Raw genomic sequence first — 17,881 nt, forward strand, 5'->3', positions numbered from 1 at the left:
TTTTTAGATTAATGTTGAGAATTTATGTTAATACCCTTGTTAAAAAGGTGAGAAAGATTGAGGTATCTTATAAGTGATTTAGTTCTTCTAATAATACCTTTTCCATTCATGATTCCAATCACCTTATTTTCTTCGTCAGTTATTTCACCAGTAAAAGCACAAGCTGATTGATTTTAAAACATGCGAAATATAACTCGTTCATCCTTGACAAAAAATTTGGGGCATTTTCTACAATCCCTAGTTTTTACGAAGTTCCATTGGATGACTAATACTGCCAAGTTAATTTACCTTTCTTATAAGTCTTGTAAGGGGGCTACAACTTCGTATTCTATTTGTGGGTTGGTATTTAATCATAAAAGAAATATAAAAAACTGGAACAATCATGAAGGAACTGAAAAAATTATTTGGATAGACAATAATACAGTGGTAATAAACGGTCATACGTTAGATGTGTCAAATGATAAATTTAATTTTAGAAAACAATGATACTCGCCCTTTTCTTCAACAATCGGGCGCTTTCCTGGAAACAAGGAAAGTGCCTTTTTGATTAACTTGAGTTCGGAACTATAAATGTTTTTTTAGTTTGTTGAATATCCTTGTATGGAAAAATCTTTCATTGAACATAATAGAATCTAGAATTAATAGATTTATAGGTGGGAGAGTGAAAGACACATGTTATTATCCGAAGCATGGAAAAGGTATCAACAGGATAAAAAAATCGAGGGATATTCATCGCTTACATTAAAAACATATTGTTTTCAATACAATCTATTATTGCGATTTTTTGGTGATATTGATATGAACGAATTTAATACAGATAGATTAAAAGAATATTTAATACGATCAGGAGACCACTTAAAGCCATCTAGTTTAGGACATAGGGTTCGTTGTGTTAAATTACTCTTTAGATGGTCACATGAAGAAGGTTATATCCTAAAAAATCCTGCAGCTAAATTAAAAGAACCAAAATTAGGTAAAAGGATTCCTAAATTTCTCTCAGAATTAGAGATAGAACATCTAAGGGAAGCTTGTCAAACAACGATGGAGAAAGCACTATTTGAGTTTATGTATTCACCCGGATGCCGAATTGGTGAAGTTGTAAAATTAAATCGAGAAGATATCGATTTTCAATCGAATTCAGTAATTGTACAAGGGAAAGGTGATAAAGAAAGGGAAGTGTACTTTAATACCCGCTGTTCTATTTGGTTAAAAAGGTATTTAGATGAACGAGAGGATAAGGAACCTTGTTTGTTTATTACGGACAGAAGGCCGAAAAGACGAATGAGCATTGATAATTTAAGATATATTATCAAGCGCATATCAAATCGTGCTAGTATAAAAAAGAGTATACATCCGCATCAATTACGACACAGCTATGCAACGCATATGATTAATAACGGTGCACCAATTGATGTCATTCAAAGTTTACTGGGTCATGAAAAGAGTGAGACTACAAAGATATACGCTCAACTAAGCGGAAAGCTAAGATAGGATTCATACAGTAAATACTTTTAAAGAACTTTCATTCAATTAAGACACTCATGTAGAAATGGGTGTTTTTTTTATTATAGGGCCAGATTGTTGAATAACAACTTTTTATGAAAGATTACCAAACGACGCTTTGGAGACTATGTACATCAACTAGTAAAGGAATCAGTTAAAGGTTTCATATTTTTTGTCTTTCTATATAATAGAAAATACAATTCGTTTCTTAGTCCAATAAGGAGAGGGTGTTTAAATGTTGGAGAGTGAAAGATTAATTTTAGTAACACATAGGCAATTAACGCTGAAAAAAGTTGGCTAAATACCGCATTTTTAGTCGTTCCAAATAGCACTGGCACATTTAAATTTTGTTTAATCCAGCGAAAGAATGACTCAATCGCCCAGCGTTCCTTGTACATGTCGGCGATTTCTTCGGCCGTTACATCACGAAGATTTGTGACAACGCGTACAATCGCACCTTCGTAATCGATGAACTTGACAACACGGTGGCGTTCCGTTGTTTGCTTTTGAGCAGTACCGAGTGTACAAGTGAAATCACCAACGATATTTGACCCTTCAACGGCTGCTCTTTTTAACGATTTTTTGCGATTTAATTGAATATTATCCTTTAAACGAATGACGAAATCTTGTTTTGTTGTCGCATAACGATCGACTTTATCAATGGAAAAATAAGCACGGTCCGCTACTAAAATAAATCGCTTATCTTCCAGCTCGACACCAATAGGACCATCGTTTCAACGATTTGAAGGGGTATTCCTGTTTGATTGGTGAAGCTGATATGTAGTTTAATACCTGAACGTTCACCGTGATACAGCGCCCAAGGTAAACGATTTTTCCCGACAGTAATCGTTGTTGAATCAATCGCCAGTAGCTCTTTTTTTAGTTTAAGTGAGCGTCTCGCAGCTCGGTTTAATCGGCTGACAATCAGCTCAAAAATACGTTTGACGATGAGATAATTTAGTTCGCCTAAACGTTTTGAAAATGTGGAATAATCCACTGATTTCAAGCCTTGCCCTGGTGCAACATCCGCAGCGTAACGTAAACTTTTCCATTCAAATGTAGCAGCGCCAACCAAGTAGTTTAAAAGCGTTGGTACATCACATTTACGAGCCGTATCTTCAAACTGAAGATCAGCTAGAATCCCATTGATTTCTTCTTGTGAAATAAAGTTTTGAAGTAGTGTGAAAATCGTGGTATTCTTAGCCATGAGAGATTCCTCCTCGTAAAAGTTTGTGTGGTAACTTACATTTTACATGGAATCTCTCTTTTTTATTAGATTTTAATGGTAAAAACTAGTTAATCAACAGACGTGTTTTACTTTGAAACTTTTCTTGTAGCGCTTCTTTCTTTCCAAGTAAGCTTGAACCTGACTTTCGCCTTTTGCTACATCCAGACCGATGACTGGATTCATTATAATTCCTCCTTCAAAATGATAATTGCCGGTAACCCCTAAATCCTCTTTGTAGTGTCATAGCTTCGCTTGTTATACGAGATCATTGTCCCAACCAGCCTCAAACATGTTTCTACAAGTAGGGGGCGAACAGTTTTGCGGACGGGGTCTTAGCCCCACGGGCGCGAACGTTCTACCCCGGCTACCGTTATCATATACGATCGGGCGCGATTGTGGAGCAACACAGGTAGAAAATAATCAAACTTTTTTATAAAAATCTAACTTAATACTGCTAAAGAAGAATCCCTTTTGATCAATCTTTTTTCAAAAGGGATTCTTCTTATTTAACATAAAATAGGGTTTGCGAGGTATTATTGCTCAAACTTTATTTCAAAGCAACAGATTTTGTAGCTTTGCAATAAAGTTTGATTATTTATAATAAAGATAAAGCAGCCGAATATATTTATAAGGTTCAACCTCGAAAATCTGATGAAATGATTGTTGTTTTTATTGATGTGATAAATCGCCCATTGCATACTTCTAGAATGAATCCTTCGATTTCAGAAGATGTCAGAAATGTTTTGAAAGATGGTATCGAATCCCGTCTTTACAAGTTTTAAATCTGATTTGAGGCTTTACTTGCTGTGTTTGTAACATACTTTCACTTATACACCAGCAACGATTAAGCCAAATTTTGATGTTACCTTTCTATTAGCCAAGTTAGATCTTTATAGTAATAATAATTAATTTTGCTTTTTCATTTTCATTTTTGAATAATAATCTACATCTCTAACTCATCATTAAAACAAGTATATTCGGTAAAATCCCAGTAAGCCCATATTTTGTACACCCTCATTTAATATAAAGGCGTGGTTTTAGAAATCATTTGGTTGAATTCCTCTTCATGATTTTACAATCCTATTCATCAATTTTTTATCCGATACCTCTTAATGTTTTAATATAGGGTATATTTAACTTTTTTCTTATATTTTTTATATGGGCATCAATCTTCCGTGTTTCTCCTGAATATTCATAATCCCAAACCCTTTGTATAATGGTATTTCTAGTAAGAACCTTTTTCTCGTTACGAAGTAGTAGCTGTAAAATTTTAAATTCTTGTGTGGTTAACTGTATTTCCTCTTTATTTACATAAACTTTAATTCTTTTACAATCAACTTGAAGTTGATCAAAATACAAATAATTTTCGAAATTTGTATTATTGCTTCTTCTAAGTATTGCTTGTACTCGTCTAATCAACATATGAAATGGAAATGGCTTGTTATATAATCGTTAATCCCAAGATCAAAGTCTTTTGTTTTACCTAGTTCTACTTCTAAAGCAGTTAGTATATAATGGGTATATTAAATTGACTGCGAAACATTTTGACCACATCAAACCTTTTGGGCATTTTTATATCGAGGAGAATCAAATCATAGTATTGGGATTTTAGTCTCTTTATTCCCTCGTCTGCATCAGATACTATTTCTACATAATATTTTTGTGTCATCAAAAACTGCTTAATTAATTCTTGAATTTTTAAATCGTCTACTACTACAAAAATTTTATAGTTCATTTGATATCCGCCTAGTTTGACATTATAACCACGCTATCTGTAGTTTATGTGGAGAAACCTAGATTTTCTACAAAATTACTCATTTAAAATAGGTGGTAGTGGTTTTAAGAATGATTCAATGTCCCGGATCAATTGAAAAAGGTACTTTTGCAATAGAGAGACAAAAGTACCAAAACGCTATATTTAGGGTTTTAAAACCACTTTAATACAGTCTTCCTGTTTTGTATCGAATATTTCATAACCATGTTTTGCTTTTTCAAGAGGGAGGACGTGTGTAATGATATCACCTGCGTTCACTTTACCATCTGCGATTAAGTTATAGACATGAGGCATGATATGAACGACTGGGGCTTGTCCAGTACGAATCGCTACATTACGCTGGAAAATATCTCCGAGTGGGAAGGCGTTGTATCGACCACCATATACACCTGTAATTTGGATAGTTCCGCCTTTACGTACAGCTTGACTGGCTGTGACAATAGCTCCCATAGCACCACTTTGAAGCTTTACGCCACTTGCAAGAAATTCGAGAGGCGTCATTTTTCCGCTCATCCCGACGCAATCAATGACAACGTCTGCACCGCCCTTGGTAATCTCTTTTAGATATTCACCACAATTTTCATGGTCTTCAAAATTAACGATTTCTACGTTATTTGTCTTCTTTGCATGTTTAAGACGATATCTGATGTAGTCAACTGCGATTACTCTTTCTGCTCCTTTCAACCAAGCAAATTTTTGTGCTAATAGTCCAACAGGTCCGCAGCCAATAATTACAACAGTATCTCCTTTCTTTACACCAGCATTATCTACACTCCAAAAAGCAGTAGAGGCAGCATCTGCAAGGAGAACTAGACTTTCATCAGGAACTTCAGATTTCTCTGGAATTTTGAAAGGGATAAAATTTCCATAAGGAACTCGCATATACTCTGCCTGTCCTCCCGGAAAACCGCCTGTCGTGTCTGAATAACCAAAGTAAGCACCCATTTCGCCATTATCGTTTGCATTATCACACTGACTTTCTAGGTCATGATTACAATACCAACATTCCCCACAAGCAATATTAAAAGGAAGGACAACTCGGTCACCTTTTTTTACCTTCGTCACACCCTTGCCAACTTCTTCTACAATGCCCATCGGTTCATGGCCAATGACATAGTCCTGTCCAATATTCGGAATCATTCCATGGATCAAATGCAAGTCTGACCCGCATATGGCAGTAGTGGTTAAACGAACAATAATATCATCGGCTTTTTTTATTTTAGGGTCTTTTACTTCTTTAACCTCAACATTTTTTATTCCTTGAAAAGTGACAGCCTTCATTAAAAAAATCCCTCTTTTTCTTTTATTTTTTCGGTGGGGTAGGGAACATACCTTTTCGATTCATGCTTTTAGGGAATAAATCTAACTGTGCAATACTAATCGCATTTTCGGCAGATTTAATATCCAGTTCTTTTTGGCCTTCTAGATCATAAGGTTTTAACCATTCTTTTTTTAGCATCAGTTCAGAAATTTCAAAGTATAAATCAACCATGACATCCAGCTGAGTCCTCATGATTTTCCGAAGTACAGGAGAAGCTGTTTCTGTTAAGGCAATTGAAAGATTTCTAATACCCGTCTTGGTTGTTAGTAAAAACTCAAGAGCAATCCCCGAATCAGTTAGTTCAGGCATACCAATTGAATTTATAGGATCTAAATAGTCTTCCATACAATTGCCCTCCTAATATTCTAATTCCGATTTAGAGTAGAGCTTAACCATAGCAGTGAGTGCTGGGATAGATAATTTCACATTCTTGTCCAATAATGCTCTTAAATCATCATCAAAGACCACACCTTGACTCAGTTTCGATTTAAGTAAACTAGTTGTCATAAAGTTAATAACTTCATGAAATTCCATGGTTTCATGAAGTGCTAATTTTTTCTCAAACACGTAATTCGCACCTCCAAAATTTTCTTTAAAAAGTCTGCCCTGTAGTAAGTCTATTTATACAAAACGTCTTAGATTGGGTTAAATTGTCTTTCTAAAACTATATTGATTGCTAGAAAATAAATGGCGGTTTGGTTGAAATAACTGTATGAAAAGCAAATAGAACTTTGATTTAAAATTGAATTTCCTCCATTATTTTCATTCTACACATCTTCATAAATGGGCAATTTAATGGAAGAAGGGAGCAACACTTTTCTAGAAGATTAATGTGAATTGGATATAAAAAAGGACACTCAATGTCTATAGCTGTGAGGTCCTTATTTTTTAGGTCATTTCATTGGTTTTTTCAATATCTTCTACTTTGATAAACTTCAAGACAACAAACAGGAGAATGAAGCCCAATACACCTGCCGTAATATAACTGGCATTGAGATAGTTTTTCATGACAAGTGACATAATAGGAGGGCCGGCTGCAACGCCTATAAATCGTGCTGAGCTGTAAAAAGAGGATACTGTTCCTCTTAACTCTTTTCTAATATTGTCAGTAATAATTGTGTCAAGTGCAGGCAATAATGCACCGATAGCAATTCCCACTATACTCGTTACGACTAATAAAAGAATGAGTTTTTTGCTTATAATCCCAACGAAGACAATACTGACAGACATTGCAATCAAGGAGGCAATGATTATTTTTTTTATCCTTCCCAGGTTTCCTTTAATTTTCCGACCGGAAATAAATGAAGCTATACAAAGTAATAAAAGCGGGATGGCCAAGACAAATCCTTTTTTAATACCTTTTATATCATGAACTTTTTCGAGGTTTTCTGACAAGAAAAATAGCATACTAAATAATATGAGCATCACAAGGATCCCGTTAAGGAATATGGTATACAACCACTTTCCTTCCTCCTTGAAAACTTTTTTTGTATTACGCAAAAACTCTTTGAGCTTCAATGGTTCATCATCATCTTTAGGGGCTTTAACGAAGAAAAAAATGAGCATAATCGAAATCAGACTAAGCGCTGAAATGGAAAAGAAGGGCAGAAACCATAAAAAAGCAGCTAATAATGAACCTAATATGGGACTTAATACTTTTCCAAACGTGTTAGACGTTTCAATTATTCCTAATGTAGAACTTATTTTTTCGTCATCATCCTGATAAAGATCACCTACAAGAGGCAATACGATCGGCATGGCACCAGCGGCCCCTATCCCCTGGATAATTCTTCCGGAAATAATGATTGCGTACGGATCATTCATTTTCCATGAAGCAAATCCAGCAATCAGACCACCGATTAAAGCTAAAATTAAGCTCGGTAATATTACTATTTTTCTGCCTAAGCGGTCCGATAAATAGCCAGCTACTGGGATAAGAAAAATGGCTGCGACTGAATAACTTGTTATGATCATGCTAGATTGAAATGATGTGATTCCGACCTTATCTTTCAGTATTGGGAGCACGGGAATAAGCATCGAATTTCCCAGTGTCATGATGAGTGGAATAGAAGTCAAACTTACAATACACCAGACACTTACATTTAGCCTCTCTTTGTCCATTACCACACCTCAACTAATATTCTTTTAAAGGTATGGTTTCCTTTCATGTACATTTTATTCGCTGTTGTTGAGTTTATTGGAATAACACTTGGTAAGCCTGTTTGCCAAAATAGATTCCGAAACCAATCATTAATATGGCCGAGATAAAAGAGACTGTTTTCAAAAGCATAGTAGATAATAATTTTCGAGCGACACTGGATAAAAAGGCGTAAATAAAATCCACTAAAATAATGCCAATCAAAATGGCGATACTTACTAAAATGATTTCATATCCTGTAGAAATACCAGCTGTTTTTGCAAGTATGGAGCCGTATATTCCCAGCCAGAAAAGGATTGTTAGCGGATTCAAAAAAGACATGAAAAATCCAGTCATGAGGGATTGTCTCAGTCGTGTTCTTTTACTGGTTTTCGAATCCATTTCAATTTTATGTAGCGAAAGTAAATTTTCTATACCGGTGTACAAAAGAACAAAGCAGCCGAAAGACCAAAGTATTGTTTTCAACCAGCTGGAATTGATAAATTGGCCAATTCCAAAATATACGATAAACATATAAATAATGTCGGTCGCTATGGCACCCAGACTAAAAAACCATGCATGAAAAAAGCCATTTTTTAAACCTGTATTTAATAGGACAGTCTTAACAGGTCCAATTGTTGCAGCCATTGATATACCTAAAAAGATAAAGGTAAATATAGAATTCATAAAATAGCCTCCAATAATCAAATGTACTTGCATTTTATTCGAAGGCTATAACATTTAGGACAATTTAAAAGTGCAATTCTAATAGGATTGTAGGAATTGTATTTTCTGTTTTAGAGGTGTTTTCAGTGTCTGCATTTTTCATGTTTAATTAGAATAAATACTACTTGTATAAATATATAGTTGCAATTTTAACTAAGTATTAGTCCTGGAAAAAATGATAAGTAGGGGAATGATAAACGAAATTTAAAAATAGAAACATATGGATAGATAATATCATTTATACGTACGCTAGCTGATTATATTATTTAGGAGGATGAGGAAATTTTCAATCATTTATCTGCCTATAATGGCATATTAGACTAGCTTAGCTCCAATGTAACATGTAAATATTGTTATCAACCTTAGCTACTGGCTGCCGTGCTCCCTGAATCGTTTCAATCATCCAACGATAATTCTCAATCCACTGTAACAATTTCTCTTTCGAAACTGTTGTTAGCCCTTTTAACATAGGTTTGCCCTCCTAAGTTGTAGTATAATGCTAATGACTAAGCCATAATTCAAAGGGCATAAATCAATTCGAGCTGTAGCGTCTGCAAACGCTGCGGCTTTTTAGTTTAATTTAGATATTTACCTTGTTTTGGTAGTGCAATTTGTTCAAAGTTATCAACAAGTTTTCTAAGATTCCTTATCAATTCTTCGCCTTTCATTGGTAATCCATGACCAGTGATAGCAATAGAAGGTTTTAATGCTTCTAATTTTTCGACAGAGTCCTGAGCAGCATCCCAATTCGTTGTTAGATATCTAGGTGGACCACTGATTTCTTTTGTTTGTGTAACTACTTTATAAAGAGATTCTTGTTTGACAGTAACAAATGCATCTCCCGCAATAAGTACTCGATCCTTTTTACGGAATAATGAAATATGTCCTGGCGAGTGCCCAGGAGTGTGGATCCATCGAAAACCTGGCATAAATGGGATACTTCCATCTGACGGAATTGCTTTGATGTTCGCTCCTAGATTAATTGCTTTGTTTGGAAAAATAGGCGACATTTTCGCAACAAGACCATCACTTACAGATGGATCAGGTTCTGGATAGTTTAGTTGTCCAGTTAAATAGGGCATTTCCAAAGTATGCGCATAGACGGAGACATTCCAACGTTCAACTAATTCAATAATTCCTCCTACATGATCAAAATGACCATGAGTTAGAATTATCGCTTTTGGCCGAGCATTCGGTCCAAAACGTTCTTCAACAACTGAAATTATTTTCTCAGCACATTTTGGCATCCCTGCATCAATTAACACAAATTCTTTAGTATCTGGGTCGCCATAAAGAACAATATTTACAATTTGAATAGTATATTGATATAAATCAGGTACAACTTCTATACCTATACCACTTCCAATAGAAGTTGCAGGGATAAATATATAGTCTTCACCATAATTCAATTCCTTGCTCATATTATCTCCTCTACTTTCTATAATTAAATCGTTGTTGTGCTTTATGCATATCATTACTGATATGTGTTTATTTATGGGAGACCTACAACCATTAGATTATGGCATAATTATTACTTCTTTTCTTTTTGTTGTTCTTTCTTTTGCTCTTTTTCTTCTTTTATTTCTTCAAATTTTTAGGGGTAAACTCAATAGCAATCTCTTCTTGCGCGAACTCATTCTTTTTCTCTTTTTTCAAAATACTCACCTCCAATAAGCTTTAAAGTATCCTTATTGGAATGAACTATACCTTTAAACCCTCACTAATATAAATTAGATGTATAAAAACTTAATAAAAAGCCAAAATAAATATTCGTAGGGATCAACTACTTAGGAGTTGCAGAGATTTCACTCGCTGTGGCTTTTTTATTAAATGCCTACCTTGGTCAGTTTTGGATACATATTATAATCCTAGGAATTGTTACTCCTAACATTCACTTAATTACTTGATCACTTTCTGAAAAAGAAGGTGGTCCTTTTAATTTTTATTATAACCTCAACCTTATATACTTTTATAAAAAGTGAATGATAATTATTATTTCACCCATACTAACCATGCTTTAGCCATAAAAAAGAAAAGGATGTGTTAGTATGGGTATTCTTGGTGGAAATCCAAAAGATGAACCGTTACATTACGGTGAAGTATTTGCTGTTTGGTCAAGCTTAATTGCTGACTATGGTATGATTTCAGGCTATCAAACATTTTATAATCACGCTGGTGATGAAGATCTAAAAAAAATTATTGAAGATATCATCGAACTTTGTAGGGACGAAGTAAAACAATTAGAAAAAATCCTTAAAACAAATGGAATCGCTTTACCCCCTGCGTCGCCTGAACGACCTGTAGCTAGAATGGAGGATATTCCTGCTGGAGCTAAATTTAATGATCCTGAGATAAGTGCTGCTCTTTCTGCGGACCTAGCTGCAGGATTAGTAGGGTGTAGCCAAGCAATGGGGACATCTATTCGGGAAGATATCGCGTTAATGTATGGTCAATTCCATGCCTCAAAAGCTCTAATCGGGGGTAAATTATTGCGACTTAACAAAAACAAAGGATGGTTAGTTCCACCACCATTACATGTTAATTATCCTGAAAAATAAAGCAAATTTCCCCGAATCGAGGAATGTAAATGTATTATTATAAAGAAGAATTAATTAACATCATTAAACCTGACAAACCGGATCCACAAGCAGCACGTGTCATGCAAGAAATACTAGGTGGCCATTATGGTGAAATGAGAACCATGATGCAATATTTTTTCCAAAGTTCTAATTTCAGGGGCAAAGAAACACAATATCGTGATTTACTTCGTGGCGTTTTCTTAGAAGAGATTGCTCACGTAGAGCTCGTACAAAACACAATTAACCAATTACTAAATGATTCTGGTGAATCTTCTGCACCAGGAAATAACGGTATGGACCAAGCTCCTTTAGACGAGGCCGTTAGACATGCAAACCCACACCATTATATTGTGGGAGCACAATCATCTTTACCTGTCGACGCTGCAGGTAACCCTTGGAATGGCTCTTGGGTGTATGCACACGGAAACCTCATCGCAGATTTATTAGATAACTTAGTTCTTGAGTCAACTGGTGTACTTCAAAAAACACGTATATATGAAATGAGTTCTAATCAGACATTTAGGGAAACACTTGCTTTTCTAATAGTTCGTGACAATGCTCATCAAAACGCTTTTGCCAAAGCATTGGAAACTTTAGGAGTAGATTGGGGAAAACTATTCCCTGTTCCGAACTACGATATCAATAAATATCCTGAATGTAGGAAGTTCGTTGAAATGGGCTATCATAATGCTCAGTTTAACTTTAGATTAGATCCAACTCGTATCGGTGAAATCTTCCAAGGACAAACTCCTAGTAGAAATGGTAGAGAACTAAATGTGACACCACCGCCTGAAGGATTCTCTGTACCAGTTATGCCAGAGATGCCAAATGAACACAGCCCTGGCCTTAAAGATATGAATAATTAATTAACATATTTTAAGCTGTAGCGTGCGACGACGTTGCAGCTTTTTTCAATGTATAAATTATAAATTCTACACAAAAGGATAGTTATTATGCTTTGGTTTTTATAACCAGAGTCAGTCATCCGAGAATACCTTTATTTATTCAAAGGAAGAAAAATATGAATAGTTTTTATAAACAAAAAAACTTTGAGTGACTTAAAAAGCCCAAAAAATTAAAAAGAGACCACCTCGAAAAAGTGGTCTAACATATTGTTAGAAAATTTTCTTTTGATTTCTGTCATCTTTTAAAATTTCTACGGCTTCTCTAAAACGCTGAGAATGGACAACTTCTCGCTCACGTAAAAACTTTAAGCTATCATTTAAATCCGTATCATCAGATAAATCGATAATCCATTGATAAGTGGCACGCGCCTTTTCTTCTGCAGCAATATCTTCATACAAATCAGCTATCGGATCTCCTTTAGCCTGTATATAGGTTGCTGTAAATGGTACCCCTGAGGCATTTTCATAAAATAATGCTTTATCATGATTTACATAATGGTCTCCAAGACCAGCTTCTTTTAACATTTCTGGAGTAGCGTCTTTAGTTAGTTTATAAATCATTGTAGCAATCATTTCTAAATGTGAAAATTCCTCTGTTGCTATATCAGTTAATAACCCTACTACTTTGTCAGGAATGGTATAGCGCTGATTCATGTATCTAAGAGCTGCAGCTAATTCCCCATCTGCACCACCATATTGCTCAGTTAAATACTTTGCGAGCATTGGATTACATGTACTAACCTTAACTGGATATTGGAGTTTCTTTTCATAATACCACAAAAATTATTCCTCCTAGACTCATATTTTAGACTTGCCATGGCCAAGGTGTATCAACCCAATTGAAAGGATAGTCCGAATAACTTCTTCCAAAATTCATTAGTGGACCAAATTTTTGCTCAAAATTGACTTTAAGTTTCATACTTTTTTCAGTGTTTTCATTAAATTGCTGAATTGCATCATAATCATTGGGATGAGTATCCAAGTACAGGTTTAATTCAACAATGACAAAATCGATGGCTTGTATTTCTTCAAGTAGAGTATAAAATTCAGGTGGCATCTTTTTACTCACTTTTCATCCCTCCTTTTGGTGGTGGGTAGGGACTAAACAATTGAGGCCATAAAGTTCCAGCTCGAAGTACTTCTTGAGGGGTTGGGAATTGAGGTAATCCAGGTGGTTGAAAGCCCATATATAATTGCGGGGGTGTAGCATAAACTTTAATTTTTATAGGTGGGCATGGATCAAATGGACCGATGTAAGGTTTCCAATACTTATATTGCGAAGACATGAAATCCTCCCTTCTGTAATTAAATTGCATCCGTGCAATATATGAGAAAGAAATAATTATTATTCTGATACTTAAAAAAGTAATAAAAATTTAAAATAGACCACTCAGAAATAAAATGGTCTAATGCATATACTCAGAAATTTTTTAAAGGATTATATACAAATAAAATTTGATTTTAAAAGATTTCACCAATAGAATTTGCTTTAGATAAACGTATTCCAGCTTCTCGAAAGAGGTAAAAAAATGAGCATTATACGAAATTCAACCGAAGACAAGACGGGTGGGGTAGTACAATTTAGATGCAGAAATCATACTAATAGGAGATAAGGTAACTGGTTACGTTGATGGACAGTTAATGCAACCAAAAGTTAATACTCATTACTAAATAAATTAAAAATTTTGCTTAACACGCTGCCAAGTATTAGTAATATTATATTAGTCCCAACTGTGTGCATTATTTTGTGTTAATATGCATTGTAAAGAAAAATGAAAAACCCCAAAAGACTGTATACAACAGGCTTTTGAGGGCTTAATGAGTGCATATTGCAAAATATAAAAATTAGTCCGTGAAACATAAAGATGATAAATAACCTAACATTAATAAAAGACCAATACCCATTACGATGCTCATGCTTTGTACCTCCTTTAAAAAACCGACACATTATTCATAAATATTGTACAATGAATTATAGAAATATGAAACCTTTTAATGGCGAGAACGTATATAATAATAGGAGAATTACCAATTTGTACATAAAGAGTAGGTGACAATAAATGAAAACGTGGGTTAAGAAAAGTATAGTCATCATGGTTGCGTTTTTAACATTTGGCTTAATAACGCCTACACATGAGATTTGGGAAGCATTTGATCAAAATCCCTCGAACCGTGCATCCATCGGCCCTGAGTCAGGGACAAGCACTGCTTTAGCTGCTGAACGTGATGATAGCAGTGACGAACAGATGCAAATTCAAGAGGAAGCGATCGATTATAATACCTTGCTCGTGGATGCAGCTAGAGAACAATCGTACATAAAATTTGGCACAAAAATTGGTCCTAAAATTAGTAATGAATTCGACAGCATCATCTTTCCAAAAATGGAAGAAGCCATTGCCATGACGGTGGCTAATCTTGATGATCAAACTGCCGCATCTTTAACCATCTCTGAAAGGCCAAGTGGTAATTATGGTGAGAAAATTTTCAATGTCTTCAACAATGAAACGGGCACAGATTTAATCCGTTTCCATGTACGTACAGAAAAAAGACCACAGGAAGGCTACTACTACAACTTCCACTACCACAGTGCTGAGGACGACTTCATGGCACATTACAACCTTGGCGATATCTATTGGGAAAAAAATACACCACCTAAGTGGTTGTCATAATAAGTACGAAGCACTCGTTTACATAACGAGTGTTTTTTTGTGCGAAAATGCCATACTGAAAAAAGCATGTACCCCGAAATTTCAAGATGATGGGGAATAATATAGCTATCACTGATTACTTGATTATTGAAGGTATTCAAGATGAACCTACTCAACAGAAAATAATTATAGTCCCAACCCAGAATGCCCTCTATTAGCATTTTAAAAGGCAAGGATAATGAAGAAATCAGTCGCTTGATGCAGGAATGTAGGATTGAATTTGTTTTTTCTTGCGCTTACCCGGGAAATTTTTTATTTTCTAAACTTACACTTAAACATCACGTTAAAGGGAGAGATAAAGGGAGCTGACAAATGAAAGTAAGACTCAAATTGGTTTTTAGATGTATGTCAACTGGGTTTAATGATGAAAAATAACCATCTTACCTGAATTAAAATCTAAAGCGAGAGTTTTATCTTGAGAGGGGTCATGAAAAAATTTGCTAAAAGTGCATGTTGATACCGTTATTTTAGGAAACAAAAAACCGGCAAGGATGCCGGCTGCGGATGTTGAAGGAAAGCTATTGTGGATTGTTTTCATTAGCAAATTTACCTGAAGCAAATTTTTTGTTTGCTTCAGCTTGTTGAATTTGTTGTCTGATTTGGTTAACATCAGTTTCATTCCCGAATTCAACGTTCATTGATTTCATTGCATTCATAGAACCAGAAGCCTGTTGCTTTTTCGCTTCAGCTTGTTGGATTTGTTGTCTGATTTCATTAACATCAGTCTCATTCCCGAATTCAACGTTCATTGAATTCATTGCGTTTGGGGTTGCATTAGGAATTTTCGAATTGAAATTTTGGTTGTTATTATTAGTCGCCATTAAAAATCACCTCCCGAAAAGTAGTGTGTACAGAAGGTGCTTTACTATCCATACATTTTAGAAAAAGCTAACCGATTTTGGGTGGGGCTACATAATGAGGACATCTAGCTTTCAATTTGCATAGTTTAAGAAATCTAGTTTTCCTAGTATAATTGTAGTATGTTCGTTATTGTGTTTTGAGATTGGAGAAATGTATGAAAGATCGTAAACAAATCGTTATCGAATCAACATTACAATTATTTACTGAAAAAGGGTATCAGCATACATCGGTTCAGGATATTTTAGATAAAGCAAATATTTCTAAAGGGACATTTTATAATTATTTTTCATCTAAAAATGAATGTCTGAAAGCCGTATTAGAGCAAAATCGCCAAGAACGAAATGTTTTAAAAGAGGAAATTTTAGTTGGCAAGAAAAAAGAGGATGTAGACGTTTTGATTGAACAATTAATCGCTACATTAAAAATTAAAGAAAAATATAACTTAATGCCTTTATTTCGAGAAATCTCCTTTTTGCATGATGAAGAGTTGCAAGAAATTCTTGCAGAACATCGCTTTCATGAAATCACCTGGTTAAAAAACAGATTCAATGATATTTATGGAGAAGAGGGAAAGCACTATTATTATGAGTGTGCAGTCGTCTTTTTTGGCACATTCCAATATTTATCTTTTTATTGGAATTTGGCTACCAATATGACGATTGATCTAAAAAAAGTGGTCACTCGGTCATTGAAATATGTAGAAAGTTTTCTGCCAGAAATGATTAAAAGTGGAGAAATTTTATTGGAACCAAAGGAAATGAATTTGTTAGAGAAGGATGTAGCCTATAAATCGATCACAAGCAAACAGATTCAAGAGAAATTAGAGAAATTTTATAAAAAAATCTCGACTATCGAACTTCCGCAAAAATCACTCGAACTATCCAGCCTGCTTTTGGATGAAATGAAAAGAGAAACGCCACGCATGAGTGTTTTAGAGATCATGCTCCAGCCATTTCGTAGTTCTTTCGCTGAAACAATTTATAAATATGAAGCAGAAGAAATCGCTAATCTTTTCTGGCTTTATATGAAGATGCAAAACAAGGCATAAATGAATGCATTACTAGACCAGCTTTTTATCATAAAGTTGGTCTTTTTTTCATTTGAATTCGCGAGGCTCAAATTACATATGCTGCATATGCTTACCCCATTTGGCTAACGATTCTAGTGAGGGCACTAGGTCTTTTCCTTCTTCTGTTAGTGAATATTCGACTCTAGGTGGAATCTCAGGATACTGCGTACGAGTAACGACTCCAAATTCCTCTAGCTCCTTTAACGATTGAGATAGCATCATATTGGTAATGCCATCCACGATACGTTTTAATTCATTGTACCGTAACGTGTCGTTTTTCCATAAAGCCCATATGATAGGGAGTCTCCATTTTCCGCCAATTATACTGAATGCATAATTTAATGGGCAATTTTTTTTATCTGTAATTCCCGCATCTACACGACTCATCGTAAAACCCCCTTTAATCAGTTTTTCCTGACTTAGTCAACAATTACTGCGTACTTGTTGCAACATAACAAATTCATTATATTGATAGGTAGTTCAATAATCAAGAATAGGGGAGATAAACATGACGATAACATACGAGGTAATACCTAATGAAAAAGCTGATATTTGTAGAGATTTATGTAATGAGCTGATGAGCTTTCAGAAATCACAAGCCCACATCAAGCCAGAACTGTTTGACACGATGAATTACGAAACACGGATGGTACCTTCGATAGAAAGTGCGATTGCTAATCATATTGTGGTTGCGAAAGATAATCAGAAGGTTGTTGGCTATGCCTACTCAACGATTTCTCCTAAAGAAGCCTATGCCAATGATTTTGCTACTTTTTTCAATATGTCTTCAGTGAGCCAAAACAATGTAGGCTGTTTATCTCAATTTTTCATTAAAGAAGAATACAGACAATATGGGGTTGGATCTACACTTTTTAATAGGTCAATTCAATGGCTGGAACAATTTGATGATGTTGAAGACTATTTTATTTTTGTATCCAACGGCAATGAAAATGCCCTAGAGTTCTATCAACGCAAAGGTTTTTCTATTAGTCATGATATATTGGAGGGCTTTATAACTGTTTTACGAAACGACGGGTAAGTAACCATTTAATTACTAATTCAGGAAGTGT

The 17,881-nt window shown here is 34.9% G+C and carries 22 protein-coding genes and 1 pseudogene; 8 read left to right on the forward strand and 15 right to left on the reverse strand.

Annotated features, from left to right (window positions below; all coding sequences use genetic code 11):
- The first annotated feature begins 261 nt into the window (after positions 1–261).
- Entirely contained in the window at positions 262–486 is a 225-nt protein-coding gene (locus tag MHB40_RS11105) for a DUF5412 family protein (RefSeq protein ID WP_342443505.1), read from the forward strand.
- 186 nt (positions 487–672) lie between these two features.
- The gene (locus tag MHB40_RS11110; RefSeq protein ID WP_342443506.1) at positions 673–1,491 is read left to right on the forward strand and encodes a tyrosine-type recombinase/integrase; all 819 of its coding nucleotides are present in this window, start codon (positions 673–675) and stop codon (positions 1,489–1,491) included.
- A gap of 146 nt (positions 1,492–1,637) precedes the next feature.
- On the opposite strand, the gene MHB40_RS11115 is transcribed toward MHB40_RS11110, so the two are convergent.
- Positions 1,638–2,225, reverse strand: a complete 588-nt coding sequence (locus MHB40_RS11115; RefSeq protein ID WP_342443726.1) for an IS4 family transposase — start codon at positions 2,223–2,225, stop codon at positions 1,638–1,640.
- The gene (locus MHB40_RS11120; RefSeq protein WP_342443507.1) at positions 2,189–2,710 is read right to left on the reverse strand and encodes a hypothetical protein; all 522 of its coding nucleotides are present in this window, start codon (positions 2,708–2,710) and stop codon (positions 2,189–2,191) included. The genes MHB40_RS11115 and MHB40_RS11120 overlap by 37 nt, the downstream gene beginning before the upstream one ends.
- A gap of 608 nt (positions 2,711–3,318) precedes the next feature.
- Between MHB40_RS11120 and MHB40_RS11125 the strand changes: the two genes are divergently transcribed.
- A complete protein-coding gene (locus MHB40_RS11125; RefSeq protein ID WP_342534609.1) occupies positions 3,319–3,513 on the forward strand; it encodes a hypothetical protein in 195 nt (64 codons plus the stop codon).
- A 313-nt stretch (positions 3,514–3,826) separates the two neighbouring features.
- On the opposite strand, the pseudogene MHB40_RS11130 reads toward MHB40_RS11125, so the two are convergent.
- The 8 genes and pseudogenes from MHB40_RS11130 to MHB40_RS11165 all read right to left on the reverse strand — a co-directional run bounded on the left by MHB40_RS11130 (position 3,827) and on the right by MHB40_RS11165 (position 10,110).
- Positions 3,827–4,466: pseudogene (locus MHB40_RS11130) on the reverse strand (response regulator transcription factor).
- Between the two features lie 183 nt (positions 4,467–4,649).
- Complete coding sequence (locus tag MHB40_RS11135) at positions 4,650–5,786, reverse strand: zinc-dependent alcohol dehydrogenase (RefSeq protein ID WP_342534610.1); 1,137 nt, start codon at positions 5,784–5,786, stop codon at positions 4,650–4,652.
- Positions 5,787–5,808: 22 nt separating this feature from the next.
- Positions 5,809–6,171, reverse strand: a complete 363-nt coding sequence (locus MHB40_RS11140; protein ID WP_342534611.1) for a spore coat protein — start codon at positions 6,169–6,171, stop codon at positions 5,809–5,811.
- 12 nt (positions 6,172–6,183) lie between these two features.
- Complete coding sequence (locus tag MHB40_RS11145) at positions 6,184–6,393, reverse strand: spore coat protein (protein ID WP_342534612.1); 210 nt, start codon at positions 6,391–6,393, stop codon at positions 6,184–6,186.
- Between the two features lie 321 nt (positions 6,394–6,714).
- The gene (locus tag MHB40_RS11150) at positions 6,715–7,947 is read right to left on the reverse strand and encodes an MFS transporter (protein ID WP_342443510.1); all 1,233 of its coding nucleotides are present in this window, start codon (positions 7,945–7,947) and stop codon (positions 6,715–6,717) included.
- A 73-nt stretch (positions 7,948–8,020) separates the two neighbouring features.
- Entirely contained in the window at positions 8,021–8,650 is a 630-nt protein-coding gene (locus tag MHB40_RS11155; RefSeq protein ID WP_342443511.1) for a LysE family transporter, read from the reverse strand.
- A 364-nt stretch (positions 8,651–9,014) separates the two neighbouring features.
- The gene (locus MHB40_RS11160; RefSeq protein ID WP_342443512.1) at positions 9,015–9,158 is read right to left on the reverse strand and encodes a hypothetical protein; all 144 of its coding nucleotides are present in this window, start codon (positions 9,156–9,158) and stop codon (positions 9,015–9,017) included.
- Positions 9,159–9,264: 106 nt separating this feature from the next.
- Complete coding sequence (locus tag MHB40_RS11165; RefSeq protein ID WP_342443513.1) at positions 9,265–10,110, reverse strand: MBL fold metallo-hydrolase; 846 nt, start codon at positions 10,108–10,110, stop codon at positions 9,265–9,267.
- Positions 10,111–10,737: 627 nt separating this feature from the next.
- On the opposite strand from MHB40_RS11165, the gene MHB40_RS11170 reads away from it, so the two are divergent.
- Both MHB40_RS11170 and MHB40_RS11175 read left to right on the forward strand, forming a co-directional pair.
- Entirely contained in the window at positions 10,738–11,247 is a 510-nt protein-coding gene (locus MHB40_RS11170) for a DUF3231 family protein (RefSeq protein ID WP_342443514.1), read from the forward strand.
- A gap of 29 nt (positions 11,248–11,276) precedes the next feature.
- Positions 11,277–12,134 carry a manganese catalase family protein gene (locus tag MHB40_RS11175; RefSeq protein WP_342443515.1) on the forward strand — a complete coding sequence of 286 codons (858 nt, stop codon included), beginning with the start codon at positions 11,277–11,279 and terminating at the stop codon, positions 12,132–12,134.
- A 249-nt stretch (positions 12,135–12,383) separates the two neighbouring features.
- On the opposite strand, the gene MHB40_RS11180 is transcribed toward MHB40_RS11175, so the two are convergent.
- Genes MHB40_RS11180 through MHB40_RS11190 form a run of 3 tightly spaced genes read right to left on the reverse strand, consistent with a single transcriptional unit; the run spans position 12,384 to position 13,459 of the window.
- Entirely contained in the window at positions 12,384–12,953 is a 570-nt protein-coding gene (locus MHB40_RS11180; RefSeq protein WP_150907669.1) for a manganese catalase family protein, read from the reverse strand.
- Between the two features lie 25 nt (positions 12,954–12,978).
- Complete coding sequence (locus MHB40_RS11185; protein WP_082389563.1) at positions 12,979–13,242, reverse strand: spore coat protein CotJB; 264 nt, start codon at positions 13,240–13,242, stop codon at positions 12,979–12,981.
- On the reverse strand, positions 13,235–13,459 hold the full coding sequence (locus MHB40_RS11190; protein WP_342443516.1) for a spore coat associated protein CotJA: 225 nt from the start codon (positions 13,457–13,459) through the stop codon (positions 13,235–13,237). The genes MHB40_RS11185 and MHB40_RS11190 overlap by 8 nt, the downstream gene beginning before the upstream one ends.
- Positions 13,460–14,233: 774 nt before the next feature.
- Between MHB40_RS11190 and MHB40_RS11195 the strand changes: the two genes are divergently transcribed.
- Positions 14,234–14,842: a YpjP family protein gene (locus MHB40_RS11195; protein ID WP_342443517.1), complete on the forward strand. Its 609-nt coding sequence runs from the start codon at positions 14,234–14,236 to the stop codon at positions 14,840–14,842.
- A 557-nt stretch (positions 14,843–15,399) separates the two neighbouring features.
- Here the strand turns inward: MHB40_RS11195 and MHB40_RS11200 are convergent.
- Positions 15,400–15,702 carry a gamma-type small acid-soluble spore protein gene (locus tag MHB40_RS11200; RefSeq protein WP_342443518.1) on the reverse strand — a complete coding sequence of 101 codons (303 nt, stop codon included), beginning with the start codon at positions 15,700–15,702 and terminating at the stop codon, positions 15,400–15,402.
- Between the two features lie 194 nt (positions 15,703–15,896).
- Here MHB40_RS11200 and MHB40_RS11205 point away from each other — a divergent pair, with 194 nt between their 5' ends.
- Positions 15,897–16,790: a TetR/AcrR family transcriptional regulator gene (locus MHB40_RS11205; protein ID WP_342443519.1), complete on the forward strand. Its 894-nt coding sequence runs from the start codon at positions 15,897–15,899 to the stop codon at positions 16,788–16,790.
- A gap of 72 nt (positions 16,791–16,862) precedes the next feature.
- Here MHB40_RS11205 and MHB40_RS11210 read toward each other — a convergent pair whose 3' ends face one another.
- Positions 16,863–17,198: a helix-turn-helix domain-containing protein gene (locus MHB40_RS11210; protein WP_342443520.1), complete on the reverse strand. Its 336-nt coding sequence runs from the start codon at positions 17,196–17,198 to the stop codon at positions 16,863–16,865.
- A 121-nt stretch (positions 17,199–17,319) separates the two neighbouring features.
- On the opposite strand from MHB40_RS11210, the gene MHB40_RS11215 reads away from it, so the two are divergent.
- A complete protein-coding gene (locus MHB40_RS11215; RefSeq protein WP_342534613.1) occupies positions 17,320–17,850 on the forward strand; it encodes a GNAT family N-acetyltransferase in 531 nt (176 codons plus the stop codon).
- Positions 17,851–17,881: the final 31 nt, after the last annotated feature.

Source organism: Lysinibacillus sp. FSL K6-0057 (genome assembly GCF_038630885.1).
GTDB classification, from domain to species: domain Bacteria; phylum Bacillota; class Bacilli; order Bacillales_A; family Planococcaceae; genus Lysinibacillus; species Lysinibacillus fusiformis_F.

Bases quoted from the DNA above. Each gene is read 5' to 3' on its own strand.
- MHB40_RS11150 (WP_342443510.1), bottom strand. From the start codon at position 7,947: ATGGACAAAGAGAGGCTAAATGTAAGTGTCTGGTGTATTGTAAGTTTG.
- MHB40_RS11170 (WP_342443514.1), top strand. From the start codon at position 10,738: ATGGGTATTCTTGGTGGAAATCCAAAAGATGAACCGTTACATTACGGT.
- MHB40_RS11140 (WP_342534611.1), bottom strand. From the start codon at position 6,171: ATGGAAGACTATTTAGATCCTATAAATTCAATTGGTATGCCTGAACTA.
- MHB40_RS11160 (WP_342443512.1), bottom strand. From the start codon at position 9,158: ATGTTAAAAGGGCTAACAACAGTTTCGAAAGAGAAATTGTTACAGTGG.
- MHB40_RS11195 (WP_342443517.1), top strand. From the start codon at position 14,234: ATGAAAACGTGGGTTAAGAAAAGTATAGTCATCATGGTTGCGTTTTTA.
- MHB40_RS11110 (WP_342443506.1), top strand. From the start codon at position 673: ATGTTATTATCCGAAGCATGGAAAAGGTATCAACAGGATAAAAAAATC.
- MHB40_RS11210 (WP_342443520.1), bottom strand. From the start codon at position 17,198: ATGAGTCGTGTAGATGCGGGAATTACAGATAAAAAAAATTGCCCATTA.
- MHB40_RS11135 (WP_342534610.1), bottom strand. From the start codon at position 5,786: ATGAAGGCTGTCACTTTTCAAGGAATAAAAAATGTTGAGGTTAAAGAA.
- MHB40_RS11165 (WP_342443513.1), bottom strand. From the start codon at position 10,110: ATGAGCAAGGAATTGAATTATGGTGAAGACTATATATTTATCCCTGCA.
- MHB40_RS11175 (WP_342443515.1), top strand. From the start codon at position 11,277: ATGTATTATTATAAAGAAGAATTAATTAACATCATTAAACCTGACAAA.
- MHB40_RS11105 (WP_342443505.1), top strand. From the start codon at position 262: ATGACTAATACTGCCAAGTTAATTTACCTTTCTTATAAGTCTTGTAAG.
- MHB40_RS11155 (WP_342443511.1), bottom strand. From the start codon at position 8,650: ATGAATTCTATATTTACCTTTATCTTTTTAGGTATATCAATGGCTGCA.
- MHB40_RS11190 (WP_342443516.1), bottom strand. From the start codon at position 13,459: ATGTCTTCGCAATATAAGTATTGGAAACCTTACATCGGTCCATTTGAT.
- MHB40_RS11200 (WP_342443518.1), bottom strand. From the start codon at position 15,702: ATGGCGACTAATAATAACAACCAAAATTTCAATTCGAAAATTCCTAAT.
- MHB40_RS11205 (WP_342443519.1), top strand. From the start codon at position 15,897: ATGAAAGATCGTAAACAAATCGTTATCGAATCAACATTACAATTATTT.
- MHB40_RS11120 (WP_342443507.1), bottom strand. From the start codon at position 2,710: ATGGCTAAGAATACCACGATTTTCACACTACTTCAAAACTTTATTTCA.
- MHB40_RS11215 (WP_342534613.1), top strand. From the start codon at position 17,320: ATGACGATAACATACGAGGTAATACCTAATGAAAAAGCTGATATTTGT.